Source organism: Nocardiopsis sp. iso_237 (genome assembly GCF_056173345.1).
The window spans coordinates 6,341,903-6,362,571 of sequence record NZ_CM149669.1; the positions used below are offsets into that span (position 1 = coordinate 6,341,903).

The 20,669-nt window shown below is 75.0% G+C and carries 5 protein-coding genes; all 5 read right to left on the reverse strand.

Annotation, left to right across the window (positions count from 1 at the left end):
- Positions 1-14: 14 nt before the first annotated feature.
- Positions 15-221, reverse strand: coding sequence for an MbtH family protein (locus tag AC0VYM_RS28460; RefSeq protein ID WP_475457287.1), 207 nt, complete (start codon positions 219-221; stop codon positions 15-17).
- A 35-nt stretch (positions 222-256) separates the two neighbouring features.
- A complete protein-coding gene (locus AC0VYM_RS28465; RefSeq protein ID WP_475457289.1) occupies positions 257-1,234 on the reverse strand; it encodes an ABC transporter substrate-binding protein in 978 nt (325 codons plus the stop codon).
- A gap of 79 nt (positions 1,235-1,313) precedes the next feature.
- Positions 1,314-5,393 (reverse strand): non-ribosomal peptide synthetase, encoded by a 4,080-nt coding sequence (locus tag AC0VYM_RS28470; RefSeq protein WP_475457291.1) that lies wholly within the window; start codon positions 5,391-5,393, stop codon positions 1,314-1,316.
- A 98-nt stretch (positions 5,394-5,491) separates the two neighbouring features.
- Positions 5,492-9,379, reverse strand: coding sequence for an AMP-binding protein (locus tag AC0VYM_RS28475; protein ID WP_475457293.1), 3,888 nt, complete (start codon positions 9,377-9,379; stop codon positions 5,492-5,494).
- Positions 9,376-20,649 carry an amino acid adenylation domain-containing protein gene (locus AC0VYM_RS28480; protein ID WP_475457295.1) on the reverse strand — a complete coding sequence of 3,758 codons (11,274 nt, stop codon included), beginning with the start codon at positions 20,647-20,649 and terminating at the stop codon, positions 9,376-9,378. The genes AC0VYM_RS28475 and AC0VYM_RS28480 overlap by 4 nt, the downstream gene beginning before the upstream one ends.
- Between the last annotated feature and the right edge of the window lie 20 nt (positions 20,650-20,669).

Here is a 20,669-nt window from a genome sequence, read left to right on the forward strand (position 1 = left end):
GGCCCACCGCGCCGTCAAGCGAGCGCCTCGCGCAGGCTGCGGGGGCGCAGGTCGGTCCAGTGCGCGTTGACGTAGGCGAGCGCCTCGTCCCGGGAGACCGGTCCGTGGACGGGGGTCCATCCCTCGGGGACCCGGGCGAACCCGGGCCACAGCGAGTGCTGGTCCTCGTCGTTGACGAGGACGAGGAAGGTGCCTTCGGTGTCGTCGAAGGGGTTGGTCATGGTCGCTCCTTCGTTGGGGTCGCGTGACACGGGGCCTAGAGGGTCTCCAGGACCTGTTCGATCTGGTCGAGGACGTCGTTGCCCTGGGCCCAGGTGCGCGCGGCGCCGTAGCGCAGCGGGTGGACCTGCTCGTCCTCGACGGCGGGGAGGGGCTGCCAGAGGTCCTGTCCGAGGAGGTCAGCGGTGAAGGGGTCGGGCTCGTGGGCGACGTCGGTCTCGTAGAAGACGACGTCGGTGTCCTGGAGCTTGTCGATGTTCTCGTAGGACTGCCAGGCGGCGAAGTCGGTCCCGGCCTCCTCGGTGACGGCGGTCGCCTCCGCGCCGAGTTCGTCGAGGATGTGGGCGCCCCAGGCGTTGGTGTTGATGACGGCGAACTCGTTGTCGACCCCGAAGACCACGGCGAAGGTGTGGTCGCTGAGCTGGTCGGCGTAGGTCTCGCTGATCTCGGTGACGCGCTCCTCGTAGCGGTCGCGCTCGGCCTGGGCGCGCTCGCCGTCACCGACGACCTCGGCGAGTCCGAGGCTCATGTCGCGGAGTTCGTGTCCGGCGCCCTCGAAGTCGAACAGGACGGTGGGCGCGATCTCGGAGAGGGTCGCGAAGTGCTCCTCGTAGTCCTCGTGGCTCTGTTCGCGGACGCCGCCGATGATGAGGTCGGGTTCGGCGGAGGCGATGGCCTCCAGGTTGAGTTCGAGGCTGGAGGCCTGGACGACCGTGGCCTCCTCGAGGACGGCGAGCTCGTCCTCGGTGTAGAGGCCGGGGTTGGGCTCGATCACGCCGACGGGGTCGATCCCGGCCTCGACGAGGATCTCGTTGCCGAACTCCAGGGCCACGATCCGCCGGGGGTCCTCGGGAACCTCGACGGTCCCGTAGTCGGTCTCGACCTCGACGGTGGCACCGGCGTCGGTCCCGTCGGCCGCGTCCGGGGTGGTACCGCAGGCGGTGAGGGCCAGAGCCAGGGCGAGGCCGCCGGAGGTGAGGGCACCTCCCCTGAGAGGGGTCGTCAGCTGTTTCACGGTCTTCGCTTTCGTGGGAGTGGGGTGGGGCACGGGGATACGGCGGGGAGCCCGAGTCGCTAGTTAGGCTAGCCTTGCCTTATTTCGACTGGAAACCCGGGGTCGGGTTCCCGCGCGCGGCCCTCAGGGCGCGGTCGAGGACCGGGCCGATGACGGAGAGCGCGGCCGGGCCGGTGAGGTCGTCGTGGTGGTGGTCGACGGGGGTGTCGTGCACCTGCCCCCGCACGTGTTCCTTCCACAGCTCGGCGGTGATGCCGGAGTCGGGTTCGCGCTGGGCGGTGGCGGAGAAGAAGTGCAGGTCGCCGTCGAAGACCCGGTATCCCGTGCGGTACATGACCTCGTTGGTGTACATGCGGGCCCGGACCACGCGCTCGATCGTGTCGGTGTCGAAGTCGGCCCAGACGCCGTCGCTGTCGCGCATGAACTCCACGACCTCCTCCCGCCGGTACGGCGCGGTCAGCCAGGAGGGCAGGTCGCGCTGTGAGCTGGAGAGCAGGAACTCCAGCGCCTCCTGTTCGGCCTCGGCGTCGGACATGGCGCCGCCCGCCCGCAGGACGGGCGCGGAGTCGGTGGGGTAGGTGTCCAGCATCCCGAGGAAGGCGACCTCCTCCCCCTCGGCCTGGAGGAGGGTGGCGAGGCCGTGCGCGATCTGCCCTCCGAAGGACCAGCCGACCAGGTGGTAGGGGCCGTTGGGCTGGACGGTGCGGACGAGGCGGGCGTAGCGCTCCACGAGTCCGTCCATGGTGGGCGGCAGGTCGTCCTCGCGCAGGCCCGGGAACTGGATGCCGACGATGGGCCGCTCCTTGTCCAGGTGGGGGGCGAGCCCCGCGTAGGACCAGCTGAACCCGCTCGCCGGGTGGAAGCAGAACAGCGGGCTCCTGCGCCCGCCCTCCCGCAGGCGCAGCACCGGGGCGAGGAGGTCCTCGCGGCGCGGGGACTCCAGGTACGCGCGCAGGCGGGCGACGGTGGGCGCGGCGATGAGGTCGCCCGCGCGCAGCCGTTGCCCGGTGCGCTTGCGGACGCGGCCGACCAGGCGCATGGCCAGGAGCGAGTGCCCGCCCAGGTCGAAGAAGTCGTCGTCGATGCCGAGTGCGGCGCTGGGCGCGTCGGCCTCCCCGCCCAGGCCGAGGACGGCGGCGAAGTCGTCGCACAGGGCGCGGTCGACGTCGTCACGCGGCGGGCGGCCCTCGCTGCCCGTGTGGGCGGGCGCGGGCAGCGCGGCCGGGTCGAGCTTGCCGTTGATGGTGAGCGGCAGCCGGTCCAGGGTGACCAGGGCCGAGGGCACCATGGCGTCGGGCAGGGTCCCCTGGAGGTCCCGGCGCAGGGCGTCGGTGTCGACGTCGGCGCCCGAGGCGGGGACGAGGTAGGCGACCAGGCGCCTGAGGCCGGGGGTGTCCTCGCGGACGACCACGGCAGCCTGCGCGACGGCCGGGTGCTCCTCCAGGGCGGACACCACCTCGCCGGGTTCGATGCGCACACCGCGGATCTTGACCTGGTCGTCGGCCCGGCCGAGGTAGTCGATGAGCCCTTGGGCGTCCCAGCGGACCAGGTCACCGGTCCGGTACATGCGCGAACCGGGCGGGCCGTACGGGTCCGCGACGAACCGCTCCGCCGAGAGGTCGGGTCGGTTGGCGTAGCCCCTGGCCAGGCCGACCCCGGTCACGTACAGCTCGCCGGGGACCCCCGGGGCGACCGGGCGCAGGGCGGAGTCGAGGACGTGGACGTCGGTGTTGGCGATGGGGCGCCCCACCGTGGGGGTGCGGCTGTCGTCGGTGCCGCCGCCGAGCGTGTTGATCGTGTACTCGGTGGGCCCGTACAGGTTGTAGCCGAGCACGCCGTCGGCCTCGCGGAGGGTGTCCCAGACGGTGGCGCTGACCGCCTCACCGCCGAGCAGGACCAGCGGCGGGCGGTGGGCGCCGCCGCGGGCCTCCGCGTCCGCGGCGCCGCCGAGGAGGCCGTCCTCGATCAGCTGTCCGCAGTAGGACGGGGTGACGTTGACGACGTCGATGTCCTGGTCGGCGCAGTAGGCCACCAGGGCGGCGGAGTCCCGGCGCAGCTCCTCGTCCATGAGGTGCACCTCGTGGCCGTCGATCAGCCACAGGAGCTCCTCCCAGGACATGTCGAAGGAGAACGACACGGTGTGGGCGACCCGCATGACCCGTCCGCCCTGGGCCTCGACCACCGGGTCGAAGATCTCCGTGCGGTGGTTGACCAGCATGTTCACCAGGCCGTGGTACGGGATCTCCACGCCCTTCGGGCGCCCGGTGGAACCCGAGGTGAAGATGACGTAGGCGAGGTGGTCGGGCCGGTGGGCGGCGGGGGTCCGGGGCCGGGAGAGGTCGACCCGGGCGAGGTCCGCGACGACGCGCGGGTCGTCCAGGCGGACACGGCGGCCACCGGCGCCCGCCCCGCCCGCCTCGGGGTCCCGCTCCGCGGGCAGGTTCTTCGCGGCGTCGGCGGTGGTGACGGTGACCAGGGGGTCGGAGTCGACGAGCATGTGGCCGAGCCGGGCCGCCGGGTGCTCCAGGTCCAACGGCACGTACGCGGCACCCAGCTTGAGCACGGCGAACAGGGTCACCACCCAGTCGGCGGAGCGGTGCAGCGCGATGGCCACCCTGGCCTCCGGACCCACGCCGAGGCCCGCGAGCAGGCGGGCCAGGCGCTCCGCGCGTTCGTCGAGCACGGCGAAGGTGAGGCTCTCGTCGCGGGTGACCAGGGCCGTGCGCTCGGGGGCACGGCGCGCGGACTCCTCGAAGATCCCGGCGAGGGTGGTGTCGGGGAGTGCGCGCCGCACCCCCTCCCCCAGCCTGAGGGCGGCGCCCGCGGTGTGCGCGGGGAGCGCGTTGAGGTCGGAGACCGGGGCGTCGGGTTGGGCGGCGATCTGTTCGAGCAGCCGCACGACCCGGTCGTACAGGTCCCGCGCGGTCTCGGCCGTGACGACGTCGGTCCGGTAGGCGAGGCTGAGCCGGAGTTCGTCGCCGGGCTGGGCGACGAAGGTCAGCGGGTAGTGGGTGGCGTCGTTGCCGGTGACCGACTCCAGGCCGGTCCGCTCGCGCACCTCCCGGTAGCGCTCGTCGTCGCGCGGGATGTTGCGCTGCACGTAGAGGGAGTCGAAGAGCCGCTGCCCGCCGACCGCGCCCTGGATGTCCGCGAGGCTGACGTGGTGGTGCGGGAGCAGGTCGGCCTGCTCTCCCTGGAGGCGGACGAGGAGGTCGCGGACGGTCTCGGCGGGGCGGACCCGCACACGGACCGGCACGGTGTTGAAGAAGACGCCGACGATCGAGTCCACTCCCTCGATCTCGGGCGGGCGCCCGGCGACGGTGCTGCCGAAGACGATGTCGTCGCCTCCGGTGTGGGAGCGCAGGACCAGCCCCCAGGCGGCGAGGAAGAGCGTGTTGGGGGTGATCCCGGTGTCTCGTGCCAGGGCCGTGAGGCGGCCGACCAGGTCGGGGGCGACGACCCCGTCGACGGTGCGGGGCATGATCGTGGTGTCCCCGGCGTCGGCGGCCGAGACGAGGGTCCCCTCCTCGACGCCCTCCAGGGCGGAGCGCCAGGCGTCCACGGAGCGCTGACGGTCCTGGCGTGCCAGCCACACCAGGTAGTCGCGGTAGGGCCGGGGCGCGGGCAGTCCGGTGTCGTCCCCGCCGCGCAGGTACAGGTCCATGAGCTCGGCGTTGTGGAGCTCGCCGGACCAGCCGTCCATGACGATGTGGTGGAAGGTGAGGACGAGGACGTCGCGGTCGTCGGGCAGGTGCACGAGGACGTGCCGGATGAGCGGCGGCCGGGAGAGGTCGAAGCGGCGTTCGCGCTGGCCGACCCGGATGTGCTCGAAGCGGCGCCGGGCCTCGACCACCGGCAGGTCGGACAGGTCGGTCTCGTGCCAGGCGACCGGGACCTCGCGCGGGATGAACTGGACGGGGCGTTCGACGCCCTCGTGCATGAACCCGGCGCGCAGGGCGGGGTGGCGCCGCAGGAGGGTCCGCGCCGCCTCGCGCAGGGCGGCGGCGTCGACCCGGCGGGTGAACTCGAAGACGTTCTGGACGGTGTAGACGTCCAGGTGCTGCTCGTCCTTGACGGAGTGGAACAGCAGACCCTCCTGGAGGGTCGCGAGGGGGAGCACGTCCTGGATGTCGCCCGGGCCCGTGGCGCTGGCGTTCATGGGTGTCCTCTTCTGGTCGGTGCCGGTGTGGAGGTGCGGGGGGTGAGGGGGGCTCGGGGGGGGTGATGGGGCTCGCGGCGGGCGGCCCCGAGCGCGGTTCAGTCCCGCGTGTTCCAGAGCTGCTGGAGCTGGTCCATGTCGCCCGCGTCGAGGAGGTCCGTGAACTCCTCCCCCGGTGGCGGGGTGGGCCCGGTCTCCTCCTCGGACGGTGAGCCGGACCCGGACCGCTCCCGGTCCGCGCTCCGCTCGGCGTGCGCGGCGAGGCGTTCGGGCGTGCGGTACGTGAACACGTCCCGGACGGTGAGCTCCAGCCCGGCGGCGCGGGCGCGGCCGACGAGGCGGATGGACGTGACGCTGTCGCCGCCCAGGGCGAAGAAGTCGGCGTCGGCGGGGACCTGATCACCGGCCACGCCGAGGAGGTCCGCGACGGCGGAGCCCAGGACCCGTTCGGCCTCGGTGGCCGGGGGCCGCCCCGAGGCGGTGGCGGGAGCGGGGTCGGGCAGGGCGCCCCGGTTGAGCTTGCCGTTGACGCTCAGGGGCAGCCGGTCCAGGACGGTGACGGTGGCGGGGACCAGGGCCGGGGGAAGCGCGGTGGCCAGCTGGGCGCGCAGGTCGTCCGGGTCGGGGGTGCGGCCGGGCGCGGGCACGACGTACCCGGCGAGGGCGGTGGTACCGGTGTCGCCCGTGGTGCGGACGGTGACGGCGGCGTCGGCGACCCCGCCCAGGGCGCGCAGGACCGCCTCGGCCTCGCCCGGTTCGACGCGGACGCCGTTGATCTTGACCTGGTCGTCGGAGCGTCCGAGGTAGACGAGGGCCCCGTCCGCCCGGCGGCGGACGAGGTCGCCGGTGCGGTAGAGGCGTGCCCCGGCCGGACCGGACGGGTCCGCGACGAAGCGGGAGGCGGTGAGGTCGGGGCGGCCCGTGTAGCCGCGCGCGAGCTGGACGCCGCCCAGGTAGAGCTCCCCGACCGCTTCGGGCGGGACGGGGCGCAGGGCGTGGTCGAGCACGTGCAGGGTGGTGTTCCAGACCGGGCGCCCGATGGGGACCGAACCGCCGTGGAACGGGTCGGGTGCGGGATCCCCCGGAACCACGGCGGGGTGGGAGGTGACGTCGATGGCCGCCTCGGTGGGGCCGTAGAGGTTCTCCAGGCGGGTGCCGGGCAGGGCCGCGGCGAAGGCCCGCGCGAGGCCGCCGCCCAGGGCCTCACCGCTGGCGATGACCAGGCGGAGCGCGGGGACCGACGCGGAGGACGACGTGGTCGCCGAGGCGGAGACCGGCCTCGTGGCCGACCCGGGGGTCGACGCGGGGCTCGACGCGGGGTCGGATCCGGCGCTCGCGAGGTCCGGCCCGGGGACCGTCGCGGGGTCGGGTCCGGCGCCAGCGGGGAGTTCGTCGAGGAACAGGCGGAGCACGGCCGGGACGAAGTGGCAGACGGTCACGCGCCGACCGGCGAGGAACCCGACCAGGTACGCGGGGTCGCGGTGGCCGTCCGGGCGGGCCGGGACGACGGCCGCGCCCACGGCCAGCGGCCAGAGGAACTCCCACACGGAGACGTCGAAGCCGACCGGGGTCTTCTGCGCGACCCGGTCCTCGGGGGTCAGCCCGTAGACGGCCTGGGTCCACTCGACGCGGTTGGCGATGGCCCGGTGGGAGACCCCGACCCCCTTGGGGCGCCCGGTGGAGCCGGAGGTGAACAGGGTGTAGGCGAGCTGGTCGGGGTGCGGCCGGGCCCACGGCAGGGGCGGGAGCGCGGCGATCCGGTCCCGGGTGTGCGGGGCGTCGAGTTCGATCCGTGCGACCTCGGCGGGCAGGTCCGCGAGGTCCGCCCGCTGCCCCGAGGTCGTGACCACGGCGACCGCCCCGGCGCGTTCGGCCATGTCGGCCAGGCGCGCGGGCGGGTGGTCCGGGTCCAGTGGAAGCAGCACGCCCCCGGCGCGCACGACCGCGACGAACGCGGTGACCAGGTCGGCGCCGCGCGGCAGGGCGACGGCGACCACCGTGTCGGGGCCGACGCCGTGTTCGTGGAGCAGCCCGGCCAGCCGTGCGGCGTCACCGTGCAACCGGCGGTAGGTGAGCTCGCGGTCCTCGGTGACGACGGCGGTCCGGTCCGGGTGGGCCCGTTCGGCCGCCGCGAGCAGCGCGTTGACCGTGTCGTGGCTGGTGGGGTGCGCGGTGCCGTTCTGGTCGGCCAGTTCCGTGCGCTGGGCCGGGGTGAGCAGGTCGAGTTCGCGCGGGGTGCGCCGGGGGTCGGCGCACACCTGGTCCAGCAGGTGGGTGAACAGGTCCAGCAGCTGGCGGGCGGTGTCCCCGTGGACCGCGCCCGGCAGGTGGTCGAGGCGCAGCGGGGTGCCGAGGTCGGGGCCGTCGTCCGGCAGGACCGTGAGCGTGGCCGGGTAGTGGGTGGCGTCCCGGACCCGGATGTCCCCGGCCCGGACACCGGCGTGGTCGGCGCGGGCGGCGGCCTCGTCGAGGGGGTAGTTCTCCACCACCAGGAGGGTGTCGAAGAGGGTGCCGTGTCCGGCGGCGCGCTGGACCTCGGCCAGGCCGGTCCACTGGTGGTCGAACAGGTCGGCCTGGTCCACCCGGACCCGGGTGAGCAGGTCCGCGAGGGGTTCGGCGGGGTCGAGGCGGACCCGGACCGGGAGGGTGTTGGTGAACAGGCCGACGGTGTCCTGGGCGCCGGGGAGTTCGGCCGGGCGCCCGGAGACGGGCTGGCCGAAGACGACGTCCCCGCGCCCGGTGTGCGCGGCGAGGGTGAGCGCCCACGTGACCTGGAGGACGGTGTTGACGGTGACCCCGGTGTCGGCGGCGAGGGCGCGGAGCCGCTGGCTGGCGGTGGCCCCGAGCCGCGTCCCGACCCTGGCCGGGGCGGGTGCGGGCGTGCCGGTGCGTGGGGAGGGACGCCCCCCGGACACGGCCTCCTCGGCTCCGACCACCCGGCCGGGCGCGAGCAAAGTGGGTTCGGCGAGGGTGTCCAGGGCGGCGGCCCACGCCTTGCGGGCGGACTCGTGGTCGCGGCCGTTGAGCCAGGCCAGGTGGTTCCAGTAGCGGGGGGCGGCGGGCAGCGCGCCGCCGTCCGCCTCGTACAGGCGCAGGAGATCGCGGGCGAGGATCGGCAGTGACCAGCCGTCGAGCAGCACGTGGTGGGCGGTGACCACGAGGACGGTGCGGGTGGGGCCGGTGGTGAGGGCGTGGAAGCGGATGAGCGGCGGCGCCGAGAGGTCGAACCCACGGGCGAACTCACGCTCGGCCACCCGGTCCTCGGCGTCCGAGTACACGGGGTCCGCCCCCGGGGAACCGGGCACCACGTTCGGGGAACCAGGCTCCGCGTTCCGCGCGGGCACCGCCCCCGGGAATCCGGGCATCGCCCCCGGGGAACCAGGCTCCGCGTTCCGCGCGGGCACCGCCCCCGGGGAACCGGGCACCACGTTCGGGGAACCGGGCTCCGCCCCCGAGGATCCGGGCTCCGCCCCCGGGGAACCGGGCACCACGTTCCGCGCGGGCACCGCCCCCGGGGAACCGGGCACCACGTTCGGGGAACCGGGCTCCGCCCCCGAGGATCCGGGCTCCGCCCCCGGGGAACCGGGCACCACGTTCGGGGAACCAGGCTCCGCGTTCCGCGCGGGCTCCTCATTCGGGGCACCGCTCCCGGTGCCCGCCACGGGCCGCGTGAAGTCGGTGCGTGTCCAGTCCAGTTCGGTGGCGGCGGGCACGAACTGGACCGGCTGGTCGAGTTCCTCGTGGAGGAAGCCCGCGCGCAGGTTCGGGTGGCGGTCGAGCAGCGCGGACGCGGCACGGCGCAGGCGTTCCGCGTCGACACGGCCGAGGAGTTCCACGCGCAGCTGGATGCCGTACACGTCGGCCTCGCCCCCGTCGAGGGCGTGGTGGAACAGCAGCCCCTCCTGGAGGGGGCTGAGCGGCAGGACGTCAGCGATCGCCCCGGGGGCGGCGGGCGTTCCGGGGGCGGGGCTGGTGGGCTGGGTCATCGCCGCTTCCTCCACATCGATTCGAGCTGGTCGAGCTGTCCGGGGGCCAGGGAGATCAGGGGTTCCTCCGGGGCGGCGGGAGCGGGTTCGGGGTCCGGTGGGGACGCGGGTTCCGCGACCGCGGCGAGGTCGGCCACCACGGGGTGGCGGAAGACCTGGCGGCCGGTGACGGTCCACCCGGCACGGCGGGCGCCGCCGACCAGGCGCAGCGTGAGGACGCTGTCGCCGCCCAGGGCGAAGAAGTCCTCGTCCGCGCCGACCCCGGGCAGGCCGAGAACGTCCGCGTAGACCGCGCAGAGGGCGCGCTCGGCGTCGGTGGCGGGGGCGCGTCCGGCGGAGCGGTCGCTGGCGGCGGACGCCGGGTCGGGCAGGGCCCCCCGGTCGACCTTGCCGTTGGCGGTGAGCGGCCAGGAGTCCAGCGGGACGAACGCGGAGGGCACCATGTAGGCGGGCAGCCGCGCGGAGAGCGCCGCTCGGAGGGCGTCCGGGGTCGGAGCGGTACCGGAGCTCGTGAGGTAGGCGACCAGGCGGTGATGGCCGTCCGGTCCCTCCTGGGCGGTGACCACGGCCTGGGCGACGCCGTCGACGCGGGCGATCGCGGTCTCGATCTCCCCGAGTTCGATCCGGAAGCCGCGCACCTTCACCTGGAAGTCGGCGCGTCCCAGGAAGTCCAGGGTGCCGTCCTCCTTCCAGCGGGCGAGGTCGCCGGTCCGGTACATGCGGGAACCGGGCTGGTCCGAGGCGGCGTGGGGGTCGGCCACGAACCGCTCGGCGGTGAGGCCGAAACGCCCGTGGTAGCCGAGCCCGACCCCCGCGCCCGCGATGTACAGGTCCCCGGCGACCCCGACCGGGACCGGCTGGAGGTCGGCGTCCAGGACGTACACCCGGGTGTTGGCCATGGGACGGCCGATGGAGACGGGTGCGCCGGTCCGTACGGGCGACGTGGTGGACCAGACGGTGGTCTCGGTGGGCCCGTACACGTTGGTGACGCTCGGGGCGTGGGCGGTGAGCCCGTCGGCCAGCGCCTGGGGCAGGGCCTCGCCGCCGACCAGCACGCGCAGGTCGCGCAGGACGTCCGGCTTGGTCTCCAGGAGCATCCGCCACAGGGTGGGGGTGGCCTGCATGATCCCGATGCCGCCCCGGTCCAGCAGGTCGGCCAGGGCCACGCCGTCGCGGACGGTGTCCTTGTCGGCGAGGACGACCGTGGCCCCGTGGAGGAGCGGCAGGTAGAGCTCCAGGGCGGAGATGTCGAAGCTCACGGTGGTCACGGCCAGCCAGCGCTCACCCGGACCCAGCGGGAAGCGCTGGCCCATGTCGGTGAGGAAGTTGGCCAGGTTGCGGTGGCTGACCACCACCCCCTTGGGGCGACCGGTCGAACCCGACGTGTACAGCACGTACGCCACCGGGTCCGCGTTGACCGGGTCCGCGTCCACCGGACCTTGCGCGTGCGCGGGGACGGGCGGGTCGGACACCTCCTCCAGGTCCAGGACGGGCGCGGTGCCACCGGCGGGGGCCTCCACTCCCCCGCCGGTGAGCACGAGGACCGCCCCGGAGTCCTCCACCATGTACGCGAGCCGGTCGGCCGGGAACTCCGGGTCCAGCGGCAGGTACGCGCCGCCCGCCCGCTGCACGGCCAGCAGCGACGCGAGCATGTCCACCGAACGCGGCATCGCCACCGCGACCGTCCGTCCGGCCCCGACCCCCCGGGCGCGGAGCAGGGCGGCGATCCCCTCCGCGCGTTCGTGCACCGAGGCGTAGGTGTGGGTGCCCGCCCCGTCCTCGACGGCGACCGCGTCCGGGGTGCGTGCGGCCCAGTCCGCGAGGGCGTCGCAGGGGCGGGCGACGGTGACGGCCGTGACGGTGTGATTGAACCCCTCCAGCAACCGCTCGCGTTCGGCGGCTCCGAGCACGTCGAAGGCGCCGAGGGTGCGCTCCGGCGCGGCCGCGACCTGGCCCAACAGGTGGACGAGGCGGTCCGCGATCCGCTGCGCGGTCGGGGCGTCGAACAGGTCGGCCGAGTGGTTGAGCGCCAGCCGGGTCCCCTGGAGCGGGTCCTCGACGTAGGCGAACTCCAGGTCGAACTTGGCGGTGTCCAGCGGGGTCTCGACCAGCCGGGTGACCGAACCGAAGAGCCGGTCGGCGTCCTCGGGCCTGCGCTGGTAGGACACCATCGTCTGGAACAGCGGGTGACGGCTGACCGAGCGCTCCGGGCGCAGGGCCTCGACCACGGTGTCGAAGGGGGCGTCGGCGTTGGCGAAGCCCGCGAGGTCGACCTCGCGCACCCGGGCGAGGAGTTCCGCGAAGGTCGGCCGTCCGGACAGGCCCAGGCGCAGGACCAGGGTGTTGAGGAAGAAGCCGACCGCGTCCTGGAGCCCCTCGTCCGCGCGGTCCGCGACCGGGCTGCCGAGGGGGATGTCCTCTCCTGCGCCGAGGCGGTGCAGGAGGGTGGCGACCGCCGCCTGGACCACCATGAACACGGTGACGCCGTGGGCGGCGGCGAGGTCGCGCAGGGCGGCGTGGAGTTCGGGGTCGACGGGGGTCTGGGCGAGGCCCCCGGCGTGCGAGGGGGTGGCCGGTCGGGGCCGGTCGGTGGGCAGGGCGAGTTCGTCGGGGATCCCCTCCAGGCTGCGGCGCCAGTGGTCGAGCCGCTGGCCGAGCGGGCTCTCGGGGTCGTCGGCGGCGCCGAGCCAGTCGGCTCGGGAGGCGGCGTAGTCCGCGTACTGGAGCGGCGGGGGCGTCCAGTCGGGGGTACGGCCCTCGGCGCGGGCGCGGTAGGCGGTGTCCAGGTCGCGCAGGAGCGGCCCGAACGACCACTCGTCGGCGACGATGTGGTGCAGGACCACCAGGAGGACGCAGCCCGTGTCCGCACCGGTGAACAGGCGGACCCGCAGGGGCGGGCGTTCCGCGAGGTCGAAGGGCTGGGCGGTGACCCGGGCGAGCGCGGTGTCCAGGGGCTCGCTGAGGTGCTCGGTCGTCACGTCGACCAGGTCCGGGGTGTCGGCGGCGAGGAGGTGCGGGACCGGGGTGCCCGGCTGGTCCGGGTCAGTCCGGATGACGGTGCGCAGGACCTCGTGCCGCCCGACCAGGTCGGTGACGGCGGCGCGCAGGGTGTCGGTGTCCAGGGGGTCCGCGACGCGTACCGCGAGCGGCACGTTGTAGGCGCCGCCGGACTCGTGGAGGCGGTCGACGAGCCAGAGCCGGTGCTGGGCGTGGGAGAGTCGGCGCGGCCGGTCCGTGGGACGCGGGGTGACGCCGGGCCTGGTGTGGGTGGCGTGTTCGGTGCGACGCGCCAGGGCGGCCGCGGTGGGCGCCTCGAACAGGTCGCGCACGCCGATGTCGGCGCCGAGCAGGGACCGGACCCGGGAGACCGCGCGGGTGGCCAGCAGCGAGTGCCCGCCGAGGGTGAAGAAGTCCTCGTCGGGTCCGACCGCGTCCCGGCCGAGCACGTCGGCGAGGATCCCGCACAGGATCTCCTCGCGGGCCGTCGCGGGTGCGCGGCCGTGCCCTTCCGGGGCGCCCGGGTCGGGCAGGGCCCTGCGGTCCACCTTGCCGTTGGCGGTGAGGGGCAGGGCGTCCATGAGCACGAAGGCGCTCGGCACCATGTAGTCGGGCAGCCGCGCCGCGACGTGCTCACGCAGCTCCGTCACGGAGAGGGGCGATGGCACGGTGGCGGCAGGGACGGAAGTTCCGTCCAGTGCCGCAGGACCGGCCGGGACCGACGAGACTCCCGCAGTGGAAGCGCCAGCCAGTGTGAAAGCTCCGTCTGGGGCGGAGGAAGCTCCTGGGGCGAACGCTCCGGTTGAGCAAGCGGGGGTATCCCCGTGGCCTGGCGCGCCCTCCGGTGCCGGAGTGCTCGCCTGGGTGGGTCCGTCCGGTGCCGAGGTGACGCCTGGTGCGTTTGAGGGCGTGGCGGAGTCGGCGGGACCGGAGGCTCCCCCGGTTCGAGGATCTCCCGGTGGCACGGGCGCGGGCAGGGCGGGGGCGCCCGGGCTGTGGACGGGCTCGGCGGTCGGGACGACGTGGGCGGCGAGCCAGGCGCTACCGGTCTCGTCCTCGTGCGCGGTGACCACGGCCCGGGCGACGCCGGGGGCGGACAGCAGGGCGGTCTCGATCTCCCCGAGTTCGATCCGGAAGCCGCGCACCTTCACCTGGAAGTCGGCGCGTCCCAGGAAGTCCAGGGTGCCGTCCTCCCGCCACCGGGCCAGGTCGCCGGTCCGGTACATGCGGGAACCGGGCTGGTCCGAGGCGGCGTGGGGGTCGGCCACGAACCGCTCGGCGGTGAGGCCGAAACGCCCGTGGTAGCCGAGCCCGACCCCCGCGCCCGCGATGTACAGGTCCCCGGTCACGCCCACGGGCACCGGGCGCAGGGCCGCGTCCAGGACGTACACCCGGGTGTTGGCCATGGGACGGCCGATGGTGACGGGTCCGGTGGTGTCCAGGGGTGTGGTGGTGGACCAGATGGTGGTCTCGGTGGGCCCGTACACGTTGTGCGCGCCCTGGGAGTGCCCGGCGAGCAGGGCGGCCAGGGGCGGTTGCACGGCCTCACCGCCCACCAGGACGCGGAGCGGGGCGAGCACCGCCGGGTCGTGCTCGGTGAGCGAGCGCCACAGCGACGGGGTGGCCTGCATGACGGTGGCCCCGGAGGAGGCGGCCAGTTCGGCGAGCAGACGGGGGTCACGGACCGTGTCCCTGTCAGCGAGGACGACCGTGGCACCGTGAAGCAGCGGCAGGTACAGCTCCAGCGCGGAGATGTCGAAGCTGACCGTGGTCACCGCCAGCCACCGCTCCCCCCGGCTGAGCGGGAAGCGCTGCCCCATGTCGGTGAGGAAGTTGGCCAGGTTGCGGTGGCTGACCACCACCCCCTTGGGGCGACCGGTCGAACCCGACGTGTACAGCACGTACGCCACCGCGTCGGTGTCCGGGGCGGCCGGGCCGACGGGCGCGACGCCTCCGACGGGCGGATGCCCCGTGGCGGAGAGGTCGAGCACCGGGGTGGTGACACCGGCGGGGGCCTCCACTCCCCCACCGGTGAGAACGAGGACCGCGCCGGAGTCGGAGAGCATGTACGCGAGCCGGTCGGCCGGGAACTCCGGGTCCAGCGGCAGGTACGCGCCGCCCGCCCGCTGCACGGCCAGCAGCGACGCCAACATGTCCACCGAACGCGGCACGGCCACGCCCACGACACCGCCGGGGCGCACGCCGTTCGAGCGCAGCAGGGCGGCGATCTCCTCCACCCAGGCGTCGAGTTCGGCGTAGGTGTGCTCGCCCTCGGCGTCGACCACGGCCGTGGTGTCGGGCGCCCACGCGGCCCAGTCGGCCAGGGCGTCGCAGGGGCGCGGAGCGGTGACGGCGGTCCCGGTGCGGTTGAACCCCTCCAGCAGCTGGCCGCGCTCGGCCGGGGTGGTGGTGGCGATCCCGGCGACCGGCCGTTCGGGGCTGGCCGCGATCTGGTTGATGACGGCGCGCAGGCGGTCCAGGAGCGCCGCTGCCCGGTCGGCGCCGACGGCGTCGGGGCGGTGGCACAGGCGCAGGCTCAGGGCCCGCCCCGGGAAGACGTTGAGGGAGACGGGGTAGTGGGTGGCGTCCTCGATCCGGACGTCGGTCAGGCGGACCCCGCCGTGGTCCTGGTCGGCCAGGGCGTCACGCGCCGGGAAGTTCTCGAACACCAGGAGGGTGTCGAAGAGCGGCGCGTACCCGGACAGTTCCTGGGTGCGGGTCAGCCCGGTGTGGTGGTGTTCGGAGAGCGCGGCCTGGCGGCGCTGGAGGTCGGTGAGCAGGTCCGTCAGCGGGGTGTCGGGGGCCGTGCGCACGCGGACGGGGACGGTGTTGATGAACAGTCCGAGGGTGGACTCCACGCCGGGCAGGTCGGCGGGACGCCCGGAGACGGTGGCGCCGAAGACGACGTCGGTGCGTCCGGTGGCGGCGCCCAGGACCAGCGCCCAGGCCGCCTGGACCAGGGTGTTGGTGGTGACGCCGAGGTCGCGGGCGGTGGCGGCGGCCCGCTCGGTCTCCTCCGGGGTGAGGGCGGAGTGCAGGACCCGCTGTTCCCGTCCGCCGTGGGTGGGTGCCTCGGGGGCGAGCAGTGTGGGGCCGCCGAGGTCGGCCAGTTCGGTGGACCACGCCTGGTCGGCGGCGTCGCCGTCGCGGTCGGCCAGCCAGGCGAGGTGGTCGCGGAAGTGGGTGCCGGGAGCGGGGGTGCCCGGTTCCGCGTAGCGGGTGAACAGGGCGCGCAGGAAGAGGGGCGTGGACCAGCCGTCCAGGAGGGTGTGGTGGTCGGTGGTGACCAGCACGTGCCGGGCCGGGTCCAGACGGACCAGGGTGAAGCGCAGCAGCGGCGGGTGGGCGAGGTCGAAGGGGGTGGCCAGCTCCTCGGCGCGCAGCTGTTCGAGGGTGGCCTCGGGGTCCGGGTGGTCGGACAGGTCGACGCTCCGCCAGCGGGGCCGGAGGTCGGCGGGGACGAACTGGACCAGGTCCTCGCCCTCGGCGTGGAAGCCCGCCCGGAGGCCGGGGTGGTGGTCCAGGAGCAGGGACGCGGCGCGGTGGAGGCGGTCCGGGTCGAGGTCACCGTCGATCCGCGTGGCCGACTGGGCCGTGTAGGCGTCGTGGCCGGAGCCGTAGAGGCTGTGGAAGACCAGCCCCGCCTGGAGCGGGGTGGCCGGCCAGAGCTCGGCCAGGCGGGCCCGGGGGTCGCCCGAGGTCTCCGCCCAGGCCCGCTCCACCTGCTCGATCCTGGACGGTTCGAGTGCGAGGAGGGGCAGGTCGGAGGGGGTGAGGGTGTGCGGGCCGGGGTCGGCGGCGGACGCGGCCAGGGCGCGCAGGGCGGCGGTGAGGTCGTCGGCCAGGGCACGGACGCCGTGGTGGTCGTGGACACCGGGTGCCCAGCGCAGGGTCAGGTGCAGGCGGGGACCGTCGGGGCCCTCGTGGGCGATGGCGCCGATCTCCAGGCCGTGGGTGAGCGGCTGCCCGGGGTCCTCCCCGAGCATGACCCGGGTGGAGGCGGGCGCCGACTCCCAGGGCTGGGCGGCCGGGGCGCCGAAGCGGCCGAGGTAGTTGAAGAGCACGTCGGGGCGGGCGCGGCCGGTGAGGCGGGGCGCCGTCTCGGGGTTGAGGTGGCGCAGGAGTCCGTAGCCGAGGCCGTGGCCGGGGGTGGCCCGCAGGGTCTCCTTGACCCGCTTCAGCGTGTGGGCGGGGTCGGTGCCGGGGGTCAGGGCGACCGGGTGCGAGGTGGTGAGCCAGCCGACGGTGCGGGCGAGGTCCACGGGGGCGGTGAGCAGGTCGCGGCGGCCGTGGCCCTCCAGCTCCACGAGGAGGCGCTGGTCGGCGGCGAGGGTGAGGGCGGTGAGCAGGACCTCCTCGGCGCCCACCCGGTAGGTGGCGCCGATCCCGGTCAGGACCTGGTGGGTGAGCTCGGTGTCCAGTTCGAGTTCGAGGCTGTGGCGCGTGGCGACCACGTCGGATTCGGGGTCGAGGTCGCGGGCGCCCAGACGGCGGTGGAGGGCGGGATCGGTCTGCTCGATCCAGTGGTCGAGTTCCGCGAGGCGGCCGGGGTGGCGGGCCTCCTCCTGGAGCAGGCGGGTCCAGCGGCGCAGGGAGGTGCCCGCGCCCGGGAGCTCGACCGCGCGGCCCGAGCTGAGGGCGGCGACGGCGTCCGCGAGGTCGGGGCCGATGACCCGCCAGGACACGCCGTCCACGGCCAGGTGGTGGACCTGGACCAGGAGCTGCCCCATGCGGTCGGGTCCGGCGTCGAACCACACGGCGGCGAGCGGGCGGCCCTCGGTGAGGTCGATCCGGGTGTACGCGTGGTCCGCCTCCCACCGGACCTGCTCCGTGAGGGCGCCCTCGGCCAGTCCCGTGGCGTCGACCCTGGTCAGGGGGGAGGGCCCCCGGAGGTCCCTGGCGGGCGGCACGTCGATCCGGCCCTCGCGGACGCGCAGGCGCAGGGCGCCGTGGTGGGCGACGACGGCGCGCAGGGCGGCGGAGAGGGTCTCCTCGGTGATCCCGGCCGGGGTCCACAGCACCTGGGACTGGGTGAAGCGGGGGCGGGGGCCTCCCCCGGTGAGGAGTTCGGCGGTGACGGCGGTCGGCTCGACCGGACCGACGGGGTTGTCGGGCACGCGGGGGGCGTCGGACGCGGTGCCCGCGCGGACCGCCAGCCCGGCGACGGTGGGCGCCTCGAACACGTCGCGCACGGCCAGGGCCAGCCCTGCGGACCGGGCGCGGTTGACCGCCTGGATGGCGAGGATGCTGTCCCCGCCCAGCCGGAAGAAGTCGTCGTGGAGGCCGATGTCCGTGCCCAGGACCTCCCGCAGGATGTCGAGGAGGGCGTGTGCGGCGGGGCTTTCGGGCTCGCCCGTGCCGGAGCCGGTGCCCGTGGTGGGTGCGGCGGGTTCGGGCAGGGCGGCGGTGTCGACCTTGCCGCTCGTGTTGAGCGGCAGCCGCTCCAGGGCCACGACGCGGGCGGGGACCATGTAGTCGGGCAGGCGCGCGGCGAGGTGGTCGCGGACCTCGTCCTCGGTGGGCGCGACCGGCTCCGGGGCCGTCCCCGGGTCAGCGGCGGCGACCACGTAGGAGACGAGCTGGACGGCGCCCGCGGGGGTCCGGCGCACCACGGTGGCGCACTGGGCGACCCGCGGGTGGGTGCGGGCGACGGCGTCGACCTCGCCGGGTTCCACCCGGTAGCCGCGCACCTGCACCTGGCCGTCGGCGCGGCCCAGGTAGGCCACGTTCCCGTCCTCGCGGACCAGGGCGCGGTCGCCGGTGCGGTACATGCGGGCGCCGGACGGACCGTGGGGGTCGGCCACGAAGCGCTCCGCGGTCAGGTCGGGGCGGCCCGCGTAACCGCGGGCGAGCTGGTCCCCGGCCAGGTACAGGTCACCGGGGACACCGCGTGGGACGGGGCGCAGGGCGGCGTCCAGGACGTGGGCGCGCACACCCGCGACGGGGCGGCCGATCGAGGCGACGGCGCTGTCGCGGACGTCGCAGACCAGGGCGTCCACGGTGTTCTCGGTGGGCCCGTAGAAGTTGAGGGCCCGGGTGCCGGGCAGGGCGCGCAGCCGGTCCCACAGGGGTTGCGGGCAGGCCTCGCCGCCGAAGGTGATCAGCGCGGGCGGCTGGCCGAGTTCGCCGGAGTCGAGCAGGCCCTGGAGGTAGGTGGGCGTGAAGTCCAGGTGGTCGAGGCGTTGCCCGGCGACGTGCGCGGCCAGGCGGGCGTGGTCGAAGAGCAGGTCGGAGTCGATCAGGTGGAGCTCGTGGCCGTGGACCAGGCCCAGCAGGGTGTCCCAGGAGGCGTCGAAGGTGAAGGACCCGGCGTGGCCGATCCTCGCGCGCTCGGGCAGGTACCGCCCCAGGTGGGCGCGCTGGGTGGCGGCCAGGGCGGCCAGGGCGCGGTGTTCCACCACCACGCCCTTGGGCCTGCCGGTGGAGCCGGACGTGTAGATGAGGTAGGCGGCCGACCGGGGGTCGGGGGCGGGGAGCGTGCCGCCGCTCTGTTCGTCGAGGGCGGAGCGGACCTCGTCGGCGTCGAGCTCCAGCAGGCGCGCCTCGGCCTCCTCGGGGAGGCGGTGCGAGGTGGTGGAGTCGGCCAGGACCAGGGTGGGGCGCGCGTCGTCGAGGACGTGCGCGATCCGGTCGGCGGGGTGTTCGGGGTCCAGGGGAACGTAGGCGGCGCCCGCGCGCAGGACCGCGAAGAGGGCGACGACCAGGTCCACGGAGCGGGGCAGGGCGAGGGCGACCACGTCGCCCGGGCCCACGGTGGCGTCGCGGAGCAGGAGGGCGAGGCGGTCGATCCGGTCGGTGAGCTCCGCCCTGGTCAGGCGGGTGTCGCCGTGCACGAGGGCGGTGGCGTCGGGGTCGGCGTCCGCCGCCCGGCCGAGGAGTTCGGTGACCGTGGGCGGGTCCTGGGCCACGGCGGGGGTGACCAGCGGCGCGTCGGCGGGGTCGGTGGTGTCCAGCGCCGCCACCGGGGTGGCTCCGGTGGCGCGGGCGAACGCGCCGAGGAAGCGCGCGAACCCGTCGAGTCGGGCGCGGGCCCCCTGGCGGTCGTAGCGGGCGTCGTTGGCGTTGGCCTCCAGGACCAGGCCGCCGTCGGCCGGGCGGTAGACGGACACGGCGATGTCGTCGACCGGTCCCTCGGACAGGTTGGTGGTGGTGGAGGGGACGCCGTCGAAGGTGAACGTGTAGTCGAACAGCTTGACGTTGATCTCGGGCCCGTACAGACCGAACCGGTCCCCGACCGCGGAGAGGTCACGGCGCAGCTGCTCGGAGCGGTAGCGCTGGTGGGCGCGCAGGTCGCGCTGGGCGGCGGCGGTGCGGGCGGTCACCTCGGCCACCGTGTGGGAGGAGGCGGTGCGCAGGCGCAGCGGCAGCACGTTGACGACCATGGCGGGGGTGCGCAAGCCGACGGAGCCGACCCGGCCCATGGACGGCGAGCCCAGGAGGACGTCGTCCGCGCCGGTGAGGCGGTGGGTGTAGGCGGCGAAGGCGCCCACCAGGGCGTCGGCCCAGGTCGCGCCGGAGGCCTTGGCCAGGGTGTCGAGGCCCTCGGCCACCTCGGGTCCGACGGTCGTGCGCGAGCGCAGGAACGAGGCGTGCGGGGCGGGCGGCGCGGCGGAGAGCAGGGCGGGTTCGGGGCGGTCGGTGAGCAGAGCGGTCCAGTGGTCGCGGTCCTCCGCGCACCGGGGTGAGGCCGCGTACTCCCCCTGGTCCGCGACGAGGTCGGCCAGGGAGCCGAACCTGGTGGCCGGGGGCTCCTCGCCCCGGCCCAGGCACGTGTACACGTCCGCGACCCGGCGCGCCATCATCGTGATGGCGTAGGCGTCCACCGCGATGTGGTGGAAGCGCTGGAACCAGAACCACCGGCGGGGGCCCACCCGCAGCAGCGCGAACCGGTACAGGGGCTCGCCGGTCGGATCGACCAGGCGTTCGCGGTCGGCGCGCATCCAGTCGAGGGCCCGGCCGACGGCGGCCTCCTCGTCGCCCCCGTCCCCCGGGCCGCCGAGGGTGAGGTCGACGACCTCCAGCTCCCTGGGGACCCCGCGACCGACGACCTGCCCGATCCGGTCCCCGTCCACCACGACGCGGGCACGCAGGGCGTCGCTCTCGGAGACCACCGTGCGCACCGCCTGGGCGAAGCGGTCCGTGTCGAGGTCGGAGGGGATGTCGGTGTACTGGCCGACGTTGAACACCGGGCTGTCCGGCGCCGTCTGTTGCGCGTACCAGACACCTGCCTGGGCGCCGGTGAGGCCCAAACGGGTGTCGTGGGTGTCAGCCATGGGGATCGGGCTCCTCGGGA

Excerpts from the sequence above, each read along its gene's own strand:
- AC0VYM_RS28460 (WP_475457287.1), bottom strand. The coding sequence starts at position 221 with ATGACCAACCCCTTCGACGACACCGAAGGCACCTTCCTCGTCCTCGTC.
- AC0VYM_RS28470 (WP_475457291.1), bottom strand. The coding sequence starts at position 5,393 with ATGAACGCCAGCGCCACGGGCCCGGGCGACATCCAGGACGTGCTCCCC.
- AC0VYM_RS28475 (WP_475457293.1), bottom strand. The coding sequence starts at position 9,379 with ATGACCCAGCCCACCAGCCCCGCCCCCGGAACGCCCGCCGCCCCCGGG.
- AC0VYM_RS28480 (WP_475457295.1), bottom strand. The coding sequence starts at position 20,649 with ATGGCTGACACCCACGACACCCGTTTGGGCCTCACCGGCGCCCAGGCA.